15 protein-coding genes are annotated in these 14,133 nt (G+C 53.7%); 7 read left to right on the top strand and 8 right to left on the bottom strand.

Annotated elements, in window-relative coordinates; translation table 11 throughout:
• Window positions 1-12 precede the first annotated feature (12 nt).
• Together rsmF and AC0XWG_RS16650 are read left to right on the top strand one after the other, a co-directional pair.
• Window positions 13-1,455 carry a 16S rRNA (cytosine(1407)-C(5))-methyltransferase RsmF gene (gene rsmF, locus AC0XWG_RS16655; RefSeq protein WP_128347529.1) on the top strand — a complete coding sequence of 481 codons (1,443 nt, stop codon included), beginning with the start codon at window positions 13-15 and terminating at the stop codon, window positions 1,453-1,455.
• A 106-nt stretch (window positions 1,456-1,561) separates the two neighbouring features.
• Window positions 1,562-1,801: a YebV family protein gene (locus tag AC0XWG_RS16650; RefSeq protein WP_028018652.1), complete on the top strand. Its 240-nt coding sequence runs from the start codon at window positions 1,562-1,564 to the stop codon at window positions 1,799-1,801.
• A gap of 34 nt (window positions 1,802-1,835) precedes the next feature.
• On the opposite strand, the gene pphA is transcribed toward AC0XWG_RS16650, so the two are convergent.
• On the bottom strand, window positions 1,836-2,480 hold the full coding sequence (gene pphA / locus AC0XWG_RS16645) for a protein-serine/threonine phosphatase (protein WP_108089688.1): 645 nt from the start codon (window positions 2,478-2,480) through the stop codon (window positions 1,836-1,838).
• A gap of 176 nt (window positions 2,481-2,656) precedes the next feature.
• Between pphA and AC0XWG_RS16640 the strand changes: the two genes are divergently transcribed.
• Window positions 2,657-3,598: a VirK/YbjX family protein gene (locus AC0XWG_RS16640; RefSeq protein ID WP_128347528.1), complete on the top strand. Its 942-nt coding sequence runs from the start codon at window positions 2,657-2,659 to the stop codon at window positions 3,596-3,598.
• A 407-nt stretch (window positions 3,599-4,005) separates the two neighbouring features.
• On the opposite strand, the gene AC0XWG_RS16635 is transcribed toward AC0XWG_RS16640, so the two are convergent.
• Genes AC0XWG_RS16635 through yobA form a run of 3 tightly spaced genes read right to left on the bottom strand, consistent with a single transcriptional unit; the run spans window position 4,006 to window position 5,603 of the window.
• On the bottom strand, window positions 4,006-4,344 hold the full coding sequence (locus tag AC0XWG_RS16635; RefSeq protein ID WP_049008505.1) for a YebY family protein: 339 nt from the start codon (window positions 4,342-4,344) through the stop codon (window positions 4,006-4,008).
• Window positions 4,345-4,360: 16 nt separating this feature from the next.
• Window positions 4,361-5,230, bottom strand: a complete 870-nt coding sequence (gene copD, locus AC0XWG_RS16630; RefSeq protein WP_475680839.1) for a copper homeostasis membrane protein CopD — start codon at window positions 5,228-5,230, stop codon at window positions 4,361-4,363.
• Window position 5,231: 1 nt separating this feature from the next.
• Entirely contained in the window at window positions 5,232-5,603 is a 372-nt protein-coding gene (gene yobA / locus AC0XWG_RS16625; protein WP_128347527.1) for a CopC domain-containing protein YobA, read from the bottom strand.
• Between the two features lie 137 nt (window positions 5,604-5,740).
• Between yobA and AC0XWG_RS16620 the strand changes: the two genes are divergently transcribed.
• The 3 genes from AC0XWG_RS16620 (at window position 5,741) to exoX (ending at window position 7,420) form a co-directional block, all read left to right on the top strand.
• Window positions 5,741-5,971 carry a DNA polymerase III subunit theta gene (locus tag AC0XWG_RS16620; RefSeq protein WP_028018646.1) on the top strand — a complete coding sequence of 77 codons (231 nt, stop codon included), beginning with the start codon at window positions 5,741-5,743 and terminating at the stop codon, window positions 5,969-5,971.
• 111 nt (window positions 5,972-6,082) lie between these two features.
• Window positions 6,083-6,733, top strand: a complete 651-nt coding sequence (locus AC0XWG_RS16615) for a carbon-nitrogen hydrolase family protein (protein ID WP_108089684.1) — start codon at window positions 6,083-6,085, stop codon at window positions 6,731-6,733.
• 24 nt (window positions 6,734-6,757) lie between these two features.
• Window positions 6,758-7,420, top strand: coding sequence for an exodeoxyribonuclease X (gene exoX / locus AC0XWG_RS16610; protein ID WP_028018644.1), 663 nt, complete (start codon window positions 6,758-6,760; stop codon window positions 7,418-7,420).
• On the opposite strand, the gene ptrB is transcribed toward exoX, so the two are convergent.
• Together ptrB and AC0XWG_RS16600 are read right to left on the bottom strand one after the other, a co-directional pair.
• Complete coding sequence (gene ptrB / locus AC0XWG_RS16605; protein WP_049008497.1) at window positions 7,417-9,477, bottom strand: oligopeptidase B; 2,061 nt, start codon at window positions 9,475-9,477, stop codon at window positions 7,417-7,419. The genes exoX and ptrB overlap by 4 nt on opposite strands.
• A gap of 84 nt (window positions 9,478-9,561) precedes the next feature.
• The gene (locus AC0XWG_RS16600) at window positions 9,562-10,212 is read right to left on the bottom strand and encodes a tellurite resistance TerB family protein (RefSeq protein ID WP_128347524.1); all 651 of its coding nucleotides are present in this window, start codon (window positions 10,210-10,212) and stop codon (window positions 9,562-9,564) included.
• A 170-nt stretch (window positions 10,213-10,382) separates the two neighbouring features.
• Between AC0XWG_RS16600 and purT the strand changes: the two genes are divergently transcribed.
• Complete coding sequence (gene purT, locus AC0XWG_RS16595) at window positions 10,383-11,561, top strand: formate-dependent phosphoribosylglycinamide formyltransferase (protein WP_128347523.1); 1,179 nt, start codon at window positions 10,383-10,385, stop codon at window positions 11,559-11,561.
• Between the two features lie 41 nt (window positions 11,562-11,602).
• On the opposite strand, the gene kdgA is transcribed toward purT, so the two are convergent.
• Both kdgA and edd read right to left on the bottom strand, forming a co-directional pair.
• Complete coding sequence (gene kdgA, locus AC0XWG_RS16590; protein WP_108089680.1) at window positions 11,603-12,244, bottom strand: bifunctional 4-hydroxy-2-oxoglutarate aldolase/2-dehydro-3-deoxy-phosphogluconate aldolase; 642 nt, start codon at window positions 12,242-12,244, stop codon at window positions 11,603-11,605.
• Between the two features lie 39 nt (window positions 12,245-12,283).
• Window positions 12,284-14,095, bottom strand: a complete 1,812-nt coding sequence (edd, locus tag AC0XWG_RS16585; protein ID WP_028018639.1) for a phosphogluconate dehydratase — start codon at window positions 14,093-14,095, stop codon at window positions 12,284-12,286.
• Between the last annotated feature and the right edge of the window lie 38 nt (window positions 14,096-14,133).

Raw genomic sequence — 14,133 nt, 5'->3', positions numbered from 1 at the left:
TGTGGTGTACCCGTGGCTCAAAACTCCGTATTTCTTCCTGAACAATTCCTCGCGCAAATGCGTGAGGCGCTTCCTTTTCACCTGTCGTTAGACGATTTTATCGCCGCCTGTCAGCGTCCGTTGCGCCGAAGTATTCGCGTCAATACGCTAAAAATCAGCGTCGGGGATTTTCTCGCGCTGGTATCCCCGTACAACTGGCAACTGACGCCAGTACCATGGTGTGCTGAAGGGTTCTGGATCGAGCGTGATGACGAAGATGCCGTGCCGCTGGGAAGTACCGCCGAGCATCTGAGCGGGCTGTTTTATATTCAGGAAGCCAGTTCAATGCTGCCAGTTGCCGCGTTGTTCGCCGATGACAACGCGCCTGAGCGGGTGATGGATGTGGCCGCGGCACCCGGGTCGAAAACCACGCAGATTGCCGCCCGGATGGGTAACCAGGGGGCAATTCTTGCCAATGAGTATTCCGCCAGCCGCGTCAAAGTGTTGCATGCCAACATCAGCCGCTGCGGTATTCATAATGTTGCCCTGACACACTTCGACGGGCGCGTGTTCGGTGCTGCCCTGCCGGAAGCCTTTGATGCTATTCTGCTGGATGCTCCCTGCTCCGGGGAAGGTGTGGTACGTAAAGATCCTGATGCGTTAAAGAACTGGTCTGTTGAAAGCAACCTTGAGATCGCTGCTACCCAGCGTGAGCTGATCGACAGCGCATTTCATGCACTGCGGCCAGGCGGCACGTTGATTTACTCCACCTGCACACTGAACCGGGATGAAAACGAAGACGTCTGTCTGTGGCTGAAGGCGCAATATCCCGATGCCGTCGAGTTTCTGCCGCTCAACGATCTGTTCCCCACGGCAAAAGAGGCCATCACGCCTGAAGGATTCCTGCATGTTTTCCCGCAGATCTATGACTGTGAAGGTTTTTTTGTTGCCCGACTGCGTAAAGCTGTCGCCGTTGATCCCCTGCCCGCTCCAACGTTTAAGGTCGGCAATTTCCCGTTCACACCGCTGAAAGGCCGAGAGGCCGAGCAGGCCACCCTCGCCGCCAGAAAAGCCGGGCTTTCCTGGGATGAAACGCACCATCTCTGGTTACGTGAGAAAGAGATTTGGCTTTTCCCGGCCAGTATTGAACCGCTTATTGGCAAAGTACGTTTTTCCCGTATCGGGATCCGTCTGGCGGAAGTTCATAATAAAGGCTATCGCTGGCAGCATGAGGCTGTTATCGCCCTCGCCGGACACGAGAATACGTTCGCGCTGACACATCAGGAAGCCGAAGAGTGGTACCGTGGTCGCGATGTTTATCCTGCCAGTACGCCATCGAATGATGAAGTTGTGGTTACGTATCAGGGATACCCGTTGGGGCTGGCTAAAAAAGTGGGCTCACGACTGAAGAACAGCTATCCGCGTGAACTGGTGCGAGATGGTCGGCTGTTTACCGGTAACGATCGCACCGCCTGAAAAAAAGCGCATTTTTTTACTGGCGATTTCGCTCTCCTTGTCTACGATCAAAAATGGATGGCCGTACTGGTCATACCAGATTTTGACAATCGACCCGGAGAGCAATATGACGAAAACCAGCGTGCGTATTGGCGCTTTTGAGATCGACGACGCAGAACTGCGCGGCGAAATACAAGGCGATCGAACGTTAAGTATTCCCTGCAAATCCGACCCGGATTTGTGTATGCAACTCGATGCCTGGGATGCGGACATCAGCGTCCCGGCAATTCTTGATGGCGAACACTCTGTCCTTTACCGTGAGCATTACGATAGCAAAACTGATGCCTGGGTCATGCGCCTTGCCTGACCTAAAGAGAACCCGCCCGAAGGCGGGTTATTTATTACTGCAGTTGTGCCAGCGTAAAGTAACCGTCAAAAACAGCCCCCGTGTCGATATAGTGTAAATTATCAAAATCATACCTTCGGTCGACAGGCGTATGTCCGAACCAGAAATGATCCGCTCCGCGAATTCCCTGCCCTTTACCCACCATAAACCCCATCAACCGATCGCGATCCCATAATACGCGCTGGGCGCTTACCGGTTTTTGCCAGCGGTATTCCTCCGCAGGATAATCAGCATGGGCGATCACATTCAGGCCATTTGCACAGGTGATCTCGATAATATGCGGCAAACTGCGACAGGCATTGAGCAGCGATAGCGCCAGCTGTTGCTGCTCACGTTCAAGGCGTGCAAACCACATTCCGCCATTCATCGTCCAGAGCGCAAAATCATTATTATCCAGGCTGTCGATTGCCATTTGTTCATGGTTGCCGCGCACCGCGCGAAACCATTTTTCATTGATTAGCGCCAGGCATTTAACGCTGTCAGGACCACGATCAATCAAATCCCCGACGGAGATCAGTAAATCCTCGTATGGATTAAAATGACGACGTTTCAGTTCATCCATCAGCCACTGGTAACAACCATGAATGTCGCTAACAACCCAGACGTGACGCCACCTCCCACCTTCTAATCGCTGATACATAACACCTCCTGTAGCGAGTATAGTTGCACCAGACTTATCCGGAGAGACGCAATCCAGCAGTGCTTTCCACAAAGCTAAACAAACAGTAAACTAAGGATAAATAAATATTTCACCAGTATTAATCCAGTTTTGCATGCCCCCTAAAATATGCAATGCATAAAATTTGAGGTTTTCCCGTGTCAAATACGCGCCTGCAAGACGATGCAGCACATTCGCATCGTACCCATATCATTTCCGAACTGGTGAAAGGTCAACTCGTCCCAGGCCCTATCTGGCAAAAACGCGAGTATCGACTTAAATTTCTGTTGCGTTCGCTGCTTTTCTGGTCTTCAACGCACCGAATGCTCGATGCGCTGGCCCGCCGCGACGATTTTGACCAACTTCTGGCCTCGCAAATCACGCTGCCAAGTAAAACCCATCGTCAGTATCTGATGCGTGGCATGAACTCCAACGCGCGTGCCGACGCTATCATTAGTCATTATCAGTGGATTGACTCTCTGAAAGATGCCGGGCTGGTCAACGCTTTAACTGGCCCCCAGGAGCAATCTATTGTTGAGTTTCATGCAAAAGATGGCGTGAGCTATAACGTCAATGCCATGAACGCCAGTAAAGCGGAGCGCGAAGGCGAGTGTACGCTGTGGCTGCGAGACAATGAAAATACCCTGCTTGCGAGCGTGACCTTTTGCGTCGCCCGGGAAAACGGGGAATATGTGCTGGTGATTGGCGGTCTTCAGGGACCTCGCCGCAGCGTGTCTCGTGATGTGATCAAGCAGGCAACACGAGCCTGCCACGGCCTTTTCCCTAAGCGAGTATTAATGGAGGTGCTTTTCCAGCTGGCAACACTCTCCGGTATCAAAGCGATTTATGCCGTCAGCGATGAAGGGCATATCTTCCGTGCTCTGCGTTATCGCCTGAGTAAAGGCCGTCATTTCCACGCCAGTTACGATGAGTTTTGGGCCTCTATCGACGGTCAAAAGCGCTCAACATTCAGCTGGCAGCTGCCCTTGCAGATGGAACGTAAATCCCTTGAGGAGATTGCCAGTAAAAAACGTGCCGAATATCGCCGTCGCTTTGAACTCCTTGATGAAATTGAGGCATCTGTTAAATCGCGCTTCTAAGCACTGCATAGGCTTTCGCTGACTGCGCACAAAAATTTAACAAAACAGGCAAAAAGGGCTGGACTTCCGCATGCTGTGTTGTGTTATGTTTTAGCAAGACACACACAGTGTGCACGCTGTAAAAGAAAGAAGGCGTTGGATTTATTCGTTTACTTTCATACAGATAAAAAGAGACCGAATACGATTCCTGTATTCGGTCCAGGGAAATGGCTCTTGGGAGAGAGCCGTGCGCTAAAAGTTGGCATTAATGCAGGCTAAGTCGCCTTGCCTTTTAAGAATAGATGACGACGCCAGGTTTTCCAGTCCACAGCTAAAGCGGCCTGAAAAAAAGCGTAAGAGCATCATAAAAAGTAAAAAACCGCAGTGCTTTCGCAAGCATCTGCGGTTTTTTATTGGAAACCTGAACATTAACAGAGCTTGTCGGCACGCTCGATAAACGGTGCCAGACTCATCTTCTGTCCCGGATGAGCCGGGTCATCAATCTGAATAACACTGATCGGCTGGCCGCTACTCTTACCGCTAGCCACCTGCTGCTCTGCGGTCTCATTTAACGGGTATTGCACCAGCGTACTTGGGTTGATCGCATATAATGCATGACCCGGACGGCAAGTCAGCATCACCTCTTCGCGATTGAAAGCCCATTTGTCTTTACCCACCTCAAAACGGCTGACGGTAATCACCTGCGGTGCAGCCAGAGCACTCCCCGTGCAGGCCAGTAATAAGAGAGAAAGTACTGTCTTTTTCATATGCTATTTAACCTTATCAGAAGGGTTCCCAGGTAGCGAACAGACTGACCGTTGCCAGCACCAGCGTTCCCAGCACCACCTCTGCCTGTGTCATCCTGATAAAAATCTGTTGCGCTTGTCCGGTCTCCGGACGAAACCGTGGCACCAGAAAATACCGATTTGCCAGTGCAATTGCTACCATCAACGCCACCAGCGCACATTTGAACAACAAAAACCGCACGTAGTCAGACTGCCATGGGATCTGGATGCCAGTGATAAACAGCGTGTTGATAATGCCAGTGAGCAGCACACCCGCAACGGCATAATGGCCGACACGCGAGAAACGCATCATGGTGTAGATAGCGGCATTTTGCCAGCGCCCTTTCGCCAGACGCATGCAGAACAGCAGCGGAAGTAATCCGCCAAGCCAGGTTGCGGCACACAGCAGGTGAAAAGCGTGATTAAGACGCTGCAAAGCCCCTGTCGGACCGTCGCTCATCGCCGCGTGCCCTACCCCTGCCAGCAGAATAAGCTGCCCCATTGCGAGCAATAACAGCCGGGAACCTTTCAGGGGAGCGAGCCATGCAGCTCCGACAGTAATGGCAGCAAGAATCATTTGCCACAGCCAGACGCTGCCAAACTGCGTCGTCAGCACGCTACGCCAGATCTCCGGGGAAAAGACATCTCCCCAGCCACTGCCCATCAATCCCCCCTGAAACATAAACATCAGGAGTGCAGCACCCAGGCTGATTAAAGACGCCACTTTCTGCTGTAACTGGAAACGCCGGGACATCAGGCGGTGGAGTGAGGAAGGAGCAAACCAGACGCTGTAAAGCGCATTGCCAAAAATGAGCATCAGCGCCCCGAAATGGATAAATCGCAACCCGACATAAAACAGGGCCAGCATGCTATTTCACGCTAAAGTGGTAGCTGCCTTTGGTTTTATGGCCGTCTACGGAGACCACATGCCAGTCGACCTGATAGGTCCCGGGCGTCAGCGGTTGTTCCAGCGGAACCGTCAGCTGAGCGTTGTTCTTTTCGTCTCGTTTAACCGTACCTGTTTTCATGACCTGCTTTTGTGCATCCGTGACCAAGACTCCACTAAAACCAGGTTCGATACCTTCCGAAAAAATCAACGTAAGGAGCTGGGGTGGTGTCACCTGGCTGTCTGCCGCCGGGGTTTGCTGTTTAAGATGAGCATGCGCCAGCACAGAAGGCGTCATGACCAATGATGCCAGAAAGGCAAGCGCGCATACCGCGCGGGAAGTGGTTAGTCCCATCGCAATCATTCCTTTTTGTTATGTCTGTATGCTAAAGAATAACGCTGTATAATAAACGAGTCGAGGATCATCCCGCCTCCGCTTGTCATCATCGTGCAATCGCGGTAACGTTGCCGCCGCATAATAAGGAGAAGGAAATGAAGATCAATCTGGCCACCCTTCCTCAGGACGAGATGGATAAAGTGAATGTCGATCTCGCTGCCGCAGGCGTCGCGTTTAAAGAGCGTTACAACATGCCCATCGTGGCTGAGGTTGTTGAACGTGAACAACCGGCTCATCTGCGCGACTGGTTTCGCGAAAGATTAATTGCCCACCGTCTCGCATCGGTCAACCTCTCTCGTTTGCCCTACGAGCCTAAAGTTAAATAAGCTTAAAAAGTCGTTACACTTCCTTACGCGGAATATGCCAGGATAAGAAAACCCTGATTAATTTAGGTGTATTCTTAAAATCGCTGCGACTCAGTGTATAAGGAAGTCACGATGTCACAATGGAATATTGCCGCAGCCCAGTATACCGGGCAGCATCACAGTGTAGATGACCATGTTGCGCGCCACCTCTGCTTCATCGCCGAAGCAGCACGCCAGCAATGCGATTTGCTGGTATTTCCTGAACTTTCATTAACGGGCTCGGGCACAACGGTATTACCTCCTCCCCCCAGTGATGCGCAGCTTGAACCCCTGCTTGACGCCGCACATTTTTACCAAATTACCCTCATTGCCGGGCTCCCTCTTGAACGGAATGGTCAGCGCCAGAAAGGACTCGCGCTGTTTACGCCTTCCAGCCAGGATATTCTGCGCTACCCGCAGGGGAGCGGTGCAAGTCTGGTTCCGGGAGATAAACAACTTAGCATCATTGATGCGCATACCGATTCACCCAATCTCGATTCACAGGCGGCGCTGTTTACCAGCTGTCAGTCTGTTGTTGATTATCGCTGGCGGCAGTCCATCAGCACCCTGCAGCGCTTCGCACATAAATATGCGATTGCCGTGTTAATGGCTAATGCGTGTGGCGGCAGCGCGTTATGGGATGAAAGAGGTCAGTTGATTGTCCGCGCGGATAAAGGCGAGCTCTTGCTGACCGGCACGCTCGGCAGACAGGGTTGGCAAGGCGATATCATTCCTTTAGGCTAAGCGTTTTAAGCTCAGGAGTTTTCAATGCTGCGCGTCATCGATACCGAAACTTGCGATCTTCAGGGCGGAATTGTGGAAGTGGCCTCTGTCGATGTGGTTGACGGTAAAATCGTCAACCCAATGAGCCATCTGGTGCGCCCTGATCGCCCCATTAGCCCGCAGGCTATGGCAATCCATCGCATTACCGAATCAATGGTGGCGGATAAGCCGTGGATAGAAGAAATTATTCCACACTATTACGGTAGCCCGTGGTACGTCGCGCATAACGCCAGCTTTGACCGCCGGGTGTTGCCCGAAATGCCAGGGGAATGGATTTGTACTATGAAGCTGGCGCGTCGCCTCTGGCCGGGGATCAAATACAGTAATATGGCGCTGTATAAGTCCCGCAAGCTTAGCGTCCGTACACCTGAGGGGCTTCACCATCACCGCGCGTTGTACGACTGCTATATTACCGCCGCGTTACTCATTGATATTATGAATATCTCTGGCTGGACGCCGGATGATATGGCAACGATCACCGGTCGTCCTGCGCTTCTCACCACCTTTACCTTTGGCAAATATCGCGGTAGAGCGGTGTCTGATATTGCGGATAAAGATCCGGGCTATCTGCGCTGGCTTTACAATAACCTCGACAAAATGAGCCCGGAACTGCGCTTAACGCTGAAGCACTACCTGGGCGAAGCTTAAGGCTCTTCACCGCCTGGCAGCGTTCCCTGCGCCAGGCCAATCAGGAAGGCATATTCCAGGGCGACGCCTTCATAGGTTTTGAACCGCCCTGATTTCCCTCCATGCCCGGAATCCATATCGGTACAGAGCAGCAACAGATTATCATCGGTTTTTAGCTCCCGCAGTTTTGCCACCCATTTTGCTGGCTCCCAGTACTGCACCTGCGAATCATGCAACCCGGTGGTGACCAGCATGTGCGGATAGGCTTTTGCCTCCACGTTATCGTACGGGCTGTACTCTTTCATATAGCGATAGTAGATCGCATCCTGAGGATTCCCCCACTCTTCGAACTCCCCCGTCGTCAGGGGAATGGATTCATCGAGCATGGTCGTGACCACATCGACAAACGGAACCTGCGCGACAATCCCTTTGAAGCGATCGGGACGCTGGTTGATCACCGCCCCCATCAACATGCCGCCCGCGCTGCCCCCCATCCCAAAGCAGAGATGCGGATCCCCGTAGCCTTGCTCAATCAGCGCATCACAAACATCGAGATAGTCATTGAAGGTGTTTTTCTTTTTCAGGAATTTCCCGTCTTCATACCAGTGCTGCCCCAGTTCACCGCCGCCGCGCACATGGGCGATAGCGAAAACGAAGCCACGATCGAGCAGACTTAACCTACTGCTGCTGAAATCGGCATCCATGCTTGAGCCATAGGAACCATAGCCGTAAACCAGCAGTGGGTTTTTCCCTTTCCGGAAATGCGCCTGGTGGTAAACAAGTGAGACCGGAACTTCCACGCCATCGCGGACAGTGACCCACAGGTGCTCGCTGCGGTAGTTTTCAGACTCAAACCCTTTGACCTCGGTCTGCTTAATCACCTGACGCTGGCCGGTATCCATATCCAGCTCAAACAACGTGTCCGGCGTGGTCATTGAGGAGTAACCGTAGCGCAACCGCGACGACTCGGGTTCAGGGTTGAAACCAATCCACGTCACATACGCTGGGTCGTCGAACGCAATCCCCACCACTTCCCGGGTTTTACGGTTGATTTGCCGGATACTGGTCAGCCCGCGCTGACGCTCTTCCACCACCAGCCAGTCGGTAAACAGAGTGAACCCTTCCAGCATCACTTGCTCCCGCGCGGGAATAAGCACCTCCCACTTGCGCTCATCGCGCACTTTGGTTTTATAGAGACCAAAGTTTTTGCCCTCGCGATTAGAGCGCAAATAAAAACTGTGCTGGAAGTGATCCAGACTGTACTCATGATCCTTGCGACGCGGCAGAAAACAGAGCGGCTGGGCATCAGGTAGTTCGGCGTCCAGCAGCAAAACCTCAGACGTCGTCGCGCTGGCGAGGAAAATAATCACATAGTGGCGTGAGGAGGTTTTATGCAGGCTGACATAAAACGTTTCGTCTTTCTCTTCATAGACCAGTTCGTCATCGGCAGAACCCGTCCCTACGGTATGTCGCCACACCTGATAAGGCAGTAGCGTGGACGCATGCTTTTTGACGTAGTAGACGGTCTCGGAATCATTCGCCCAGACAAAATCCGGGGAGACATTTTCCAGCATTTCAGGATACCAGTTCCCGGTGTCCAGATTGCGAAAACGCAGGCCATACTGACGGCGGGAGAGGTAGTCCTCAGCCAGCGCCATAATCGTGTTGTCAGGTGAAATGGACATGCCACCCAGCGTATAAAATTCGCTGTGGGCGGCGCGCTGGTTGGCATCCAGCAAAATCTCCCACTCATCCCATTCGGCACTTAACACGGGTTGTCGTTGGTAGATGGGATACTCGTTGCCGGGCTCGTAGATATGACGATAGCGATAGCCATTTTTGGTCCAGGGCGCGGAGATATCATGCTGAGGAATGCGCTGCACCATTTCATTCAGCAGTTGATCCTGAAGTGCCTGCTGGCTGGACATGACCTTGCGGCCATAGTCGTTTTCCTCGTGCAGGTAGTCGAGCACCTCTGGCCGGGAGCGAGAATCGTCCCGTAGCCAGTAATAGTTGTCTATACGCGTATCGCCATGCGTGGTGATCGCATAAGGAGTACGTCGGGCTTTCGGTGGCATGTCATCATTCTTTTAAGTTTTACACCCTATAAGGTTGGCAAAACCCACGCATGATGCAAGCGAAACAGTTTCTCAGCCGCGACGCTATCCCTGTAACGCTTTTTTTTGTTCCCGGATATCCTGCTCAATACCCTCGCGTACATCCTGCGGGATCTTCAACGCATCGCCGAGGGCATTGAGGTAGCTACGTTCCATAAAGTGGTCGATATCAATGGCGGCACAGCTGAGAAAATAGAGTTCAAGCGCCTCTTCCTCATTCTTCACACTCTGCGCAAGACGCTGTGGATCGAGCGGCTGTTCAATCGCCTGCGCCACCAGGGCTCTGCCCTTCTCTTCAACACCGGCTTCGCGAAGCTGCTGCTCAATCGCCGACCGTTCTTTATCGTCAATATGCCCGTCACTCTTCGCGGCAAAGACCAGCGCAAGGATCAATCGTTCGGTACGCAGATCCAGCGGCGAGGTGTGCTCGCTATAATGCGGTTCATCGCAGTGTGCAGCCCGTACCCTGTCTTTGTATTTATTCCATAGTACGGTGCCTGCGATGGCCCCGCCACCGGCCAGCAACGCGCCAGTACCATATTTTGCCAGCAGCTTACGTGAGGATTTATTCGCGACTAAAAGGCCTGCCAGCCCGCCAAGTGCGCCGGGAACCAATAGTTTACTGAGCCCCTGCTCGCCAGACGACGATGCTTTCTGTCCTAACAGCGATTGCAACTGATTTAACCAACCAGACATGGTTTCCCTCACTTAACGGTGAACATATTTCACAGCGTAAGCGAGCAGGCGTCAGGAAATGTCTGGATGGGCTAAAGATGCGCAAATTTCTTCCCCCTCCCTTAGCCCTGCACAAGACACACGCAAACGTTTTCGTTTATACTGCGCGCATCTTTTTCAGGGGGAATGTTATGACTCGTTTAGGCACTGCGCTGCGACCAGCAGCGACGCGTGTGATGCTGTTGGGATCGGGCGAACTTGGTAAAGAGGTCGCCATTGAATGTCAGCGTTTAGGTGTGGAAGTGATTGCCGTAGACCGTTACGCCGATGCTCCTGCCATGCACGTCGCCCATCGTTCTTATGTGATTAACATGCTGGATGGCGATGCCCTACGGGCACTGATTACGCAGGAGAAACCCGATTTCGTGGTCCCGGAAATTGAAGCCATCGCCACCGATACGCTGATCGCTCTTGAACAGGAAGGCCAGCGCGTGGTGCCCTGTGCCAAAGCGGCAAAACTGACCATGAACCGGGAAGGTATTCGTCGTCTGGCAGCGGAAGAGCTGGGGCTCCCCACGTCGAGCTATCGGTTTGCTGGCGATAAGGCCGCATTCCTGAAAGCCGTCGAGGAGATTGGCTACCCGTGCATCGTTAAGCCGGTGATGAGCTCCTCCGGAAAAGGACAGAGCTTTATTCGCGACAGCAGCACCCTGGATAACGCGTGGGATTATGCCCAGCAAGGTGGTCGTGCCGGAGCGGGTCGCGTGATTGTCGAAGGTGTCGTGAAATTTGATTTCGAGATCACTCTGTTGACCGTCAGCGCCATTGATGGCGTCCATTTCTGTGACCCAATTGGCCACCGTCAGGAAGATGGCGATTACCGTGAATCCTGGCAGCCGCAGCAGATGAGTGCCCTGGCACTGGAACGTGCGCAGGCGATCGCCCGTAAAACCGTACTCGCGCTGGGCGGCTATGGCCTGTTTGGCGTAGAGCTTTTCGTCTGCGGAGATGAGGTTATTTTCAGCGAAGTCTCACCTCGCCCGCATGACACCGGCATGGTGACGCTGATTTCGCAGGATCTCTCTGAGTTCGCCCTGCACGTACGCGCGTTCCTCGGATTGCCTGTTGGTGGCATCCGTCAGTACGGCCCGGCCGCTTCCGCAGTGATCCTGCCGCAATTAACCAGCCAGAATGTCACGTTTGATAACGTCGACGGCGCAGTAGGTGCAGGGTTACAGGTGCGTTTATTCGGTAAACCGGAGATCGACGGCACGCGTCGTCTTGGCGTAGCATTATCCACCGGGGATAACGTAGAAGACGCCGTGGCGAGAGCGAAAACAGCCTCCGCAGCTGTTAGCGTAAGAGGATAAAAAAACGGGCCGAATGGCCCGTTTTTCATGCTGCGTATAACTTACTGCTGCGCACCTTCAACCGCTTCACGAGCCAGTTTAGTAATGCGATCCCAGTCGCCCGCTTCCAGCGCATCCGCCGGAACCAGCCATGAACCACCGATGCACAGCACGCTTTTCAGTGCCAGGTAGTCACGGTAGTTAGCAGGAGAGATGCCACCCGTCGGGCAGAAACGAACCTGAGCGAATGGACCCGCAATCGCCTGCAGCGCTTTGGTGCCGCCGTTCGCTTCTGCCGGGAAGAATTTGAACTCTTTCAGACCGTAGTCCATACCCAGCATCAGTTCAGATACGGTGCTAATGCCAGGGATCAGCGGAATCGTGCCTTCGGTTGCCGCTTTCAGCAGAGACTCCGTCAGGCCCGGGCTGATAGCAAACTGTGCGCCCGCTTCAGTCACTTCCGCCAGTTGCTGTGCATTCAGAACGGTACCCGCACCGACGATGGCGTCCGGCACTTCTTTAGCGATTGCGCGAATGGCATCCATCGCGCAGGCGGTGCGCAGGGTGACTTCCAGAACACGAACGCCACCGGCAACCAGCGCTTTCGCCATCGGTACCGCATGCTCCAGTTTATTTACCACGATAACCGGCACGACAGGGCCAGTGGTCATGATTGCTTCTGCACTTGTTTTCCAGTTTTTCATCAGTGTCTTCTCTCGCCAGATCGTTAAAATCAAGTCGTCTTAAAACGTAATACAGGTTGCGCCCTGCTCAGCACCAGAGAGTTTCTCACGCAGCGCACCAAACATTTCGCGCCCTGTCCCCACGCGCGATGCGCTCAGGTCAGGAATATGTGGCTTACGTGCCGCCAGCTCTGCGTCATCCACCAGCAGGGTTAACTCACCTGTCTGACCGTTTACGCGGATCATGTCGCCGTCACGCACTTTCGCCAGCAAACCACCGTCGTAAGCTTCAGGTGTCACGTGGATGGCTGAAGGCACTTTACCGGATGCGCCAGAGAGGCGTCCATCCGTCACCAGAGCAATTTTGAAACGGCGGTCCAATAATACACCAAGTGGCGGCATAAGTTTATGTAATTCTGGCATCCCGTTGGCCTTTGGCCCCTGATGGCGAACGACCACCACGCAGTCTTTATCCAGAAGACCGGCGTCAAAGGCAGGTAATACGTCGTGCTGGCTTTCGAACACTACCGCCGGTGCTTCGATAATCTGATTCTCTTCCGGTACGGCAGACGTCTTCATCACCGCGCGTCCGAGGTTGCCGCTGAGCACTTTGGTACCGCCATGAGGAGAGAACGGTTTGTCGATGGTGGCGATAACCTGTGCATCAAGAGAGGCATTCGCCCCTTCGCGCCAGTCCAGCTCGCCGTTATTCAGCCACGGCTCCTGGGTGTAGCGTTGCAGACCAAAGCCCGCCACGGTATTTACATCTTCATGCAGCAGACCGCCTTTCAGCAGCTCGCGCATCAGCAGCGGCACACCACCTGCGGCCTGGAAGTGGTTAATGTCAGCCGGGCCGTTCGGGTACAGGCGCGCCATCAGCGGCACCACAGAAGAGATCTCGGAGAAATCATCCCAGTTAATCAGAATGCCCGCCGCACGCGCCATGGCCACCAGGTGCATGGTGTGATTGGTTGACCCCCCCGTTGCCAGTAACGCGACGATACCGTTAACGATGACTTTCTCGTCAACCATTTTGCCCATTGGCATCCATTCGTTGCCATTACCGGTCAAACGCGTCACCTGACGGGCAGCAGCTTCGGTCAGCGCCTGGCGCAGCGGTGCATCCGGCTGGATAAAGGACGAGCCCGGAAGCTGCATCCCCATGAACTCTACGACCATCTGGTTAGTGTTAGCCGTACCGTAGAAAGTACAGGTTCCCGGCGCATGGTAGGACGCGGCTTCTGCCTCCAGCAGCGCCTGACGGTCTGCTTTCCCTTCTGCGTACAGCTGACGGATACGCACTTTCTCTTTGTTTGGCAGGCCGCTTGCCATCGGGCCGGATGGCACGAAGATCGCAGGCAGATGACCAAACGACAGCGCAGCCATTACCAGGCCCGGGACAATCTTGTCGCACACGCCGAGATACAACGCGCCATCGAACATGTTGTGTGACAAGCCAACCGCTGCAGACATCGCAATCACTTCGCGGCTCAGCAGGGAAAGCTCCATTCCGTCCTGACCCTGCGTCACGCCGTCGCACATCGCCGGAACACCGCCCGCCACCTGGCCCACGGCATTCACGCTGTGCAGCGCTTTACGGATGATATTGGGATATACCTCATACGGCTGGTGCGCGGAAAGCATATCGTTATAGGAAGTAATGATGGCGATGTTGTTACGCAACATGCTTTTCAGCGAGGCTTTATCATCGGGTTGGCAGGCGGCGAAACCGTGTGCCAGGTTACCGCATGCCAGCTGAGAGCGGTGGACGGTGTTACTTTTAGCTTGTTCAATCCGGGCGAGGTAGGCCGAACGGGTCTCTTTCGAGCGTTCAATAATGCGCTGTGTTACGCGTAACAATGTCGGATTCATAAATGCTCCTCTAATTTATCTGTCCGTGCTCAGGAGTT

Source organism: Enterobacter sp. DVT3837 (assembly GCF_056238685.1).
This window is presented reverse-complemented; position numbering and strand designations above follow the sequence as displayed.

Bases quoted from the DNA above. Each gene is read 5' to 3' on its own strand.
- AC0XWG_RS16650 (WP_028018652.1), top strand. From the start codon at position 1,562: ATGACGAAAACCAGCGTGCGTATTGGCGCTTTTGAGATCGACGACGCA.
- pphA (WP_108089688.1), bottom strand. From the start codon at position 2,480: ATGTATCAGCGATTAGAAGGTGGGAGGTGGCGTCACGTCTGGGTTGTT.
- AC0XWG_RS16635 (WP_049008505.1), bottom strand. From the start codon at position 4,344: ATGAAAAAGACAGTACTTTCTCTCTTATTACTGGCCTGCACGGGGAGT.
- copD (WP_475680839.1), bottom strand. From the start codon at position 5,230: ATGCTGGCCCTGTTTTATGTCGGGTTGCGATTTATCCATTTCGGGGCG.
- yobA (WP_128347527.1), bottom strand. From the start codon at position 5,603: ATGGGACTAACCACTTCCCGCGCGGTATGCGCGCTTGCCTTTCTGGCA.
- AC0XWG_RS16620 (WP_028018646.1), top strand. From the start codon at position 5,741: ATGAAGATCAATCTGGCCACCCTTCCTCAGGACGAGATGGATAAAGTG.
- AC0XWG_RS16615 (WP_108089684.1), top strand. From the start codon at position 6,083: ATGTCACAATGGAATATTGCCGCAGCCCAGTATACCGGGCAGCATCAC.
- exoX (WP_028018644.1), top strand. From the start codon at position 6,758: ATGCTGCGCGTCATCGATACCGAAACTTGCGATCTTCAGGGCGGAATT.
- ptrB (WP_049008497.1), bottom strand. From the start codon at position 9,477: ATGCCACCGAAAGCCCGACGTACTCCTTATGCGATCACCACGCATGGC.
- AC0XWG_RS16600 (WP_128347524.1), bottom strand. From the start codon at position 10,212: ATGTCTGGTTGGTTAAATCAGTTGCAATCGCTGTTAGGACAGAAAGCA.
- purT (WP_128347523.1), top strand. From the start codon at position 10,383: ATGACTCGTTTAGGCACTGCGCTGCGACCAGCAGCGACGCGTGTGATG.
- kdgA (WP_108089680.1), bottom strand. From the start codon at position 12,244: ATGAAAAACTGGAAAACAAGTGCAGAAGCAATCATGACCACTGGCCCT.
- edd (WP_028018639.1), bottom strand. From the start codon at position 14,095: ATGAATCCGACATTGTTACGCGTAACACAGCGCATTATTGAACGCTCG.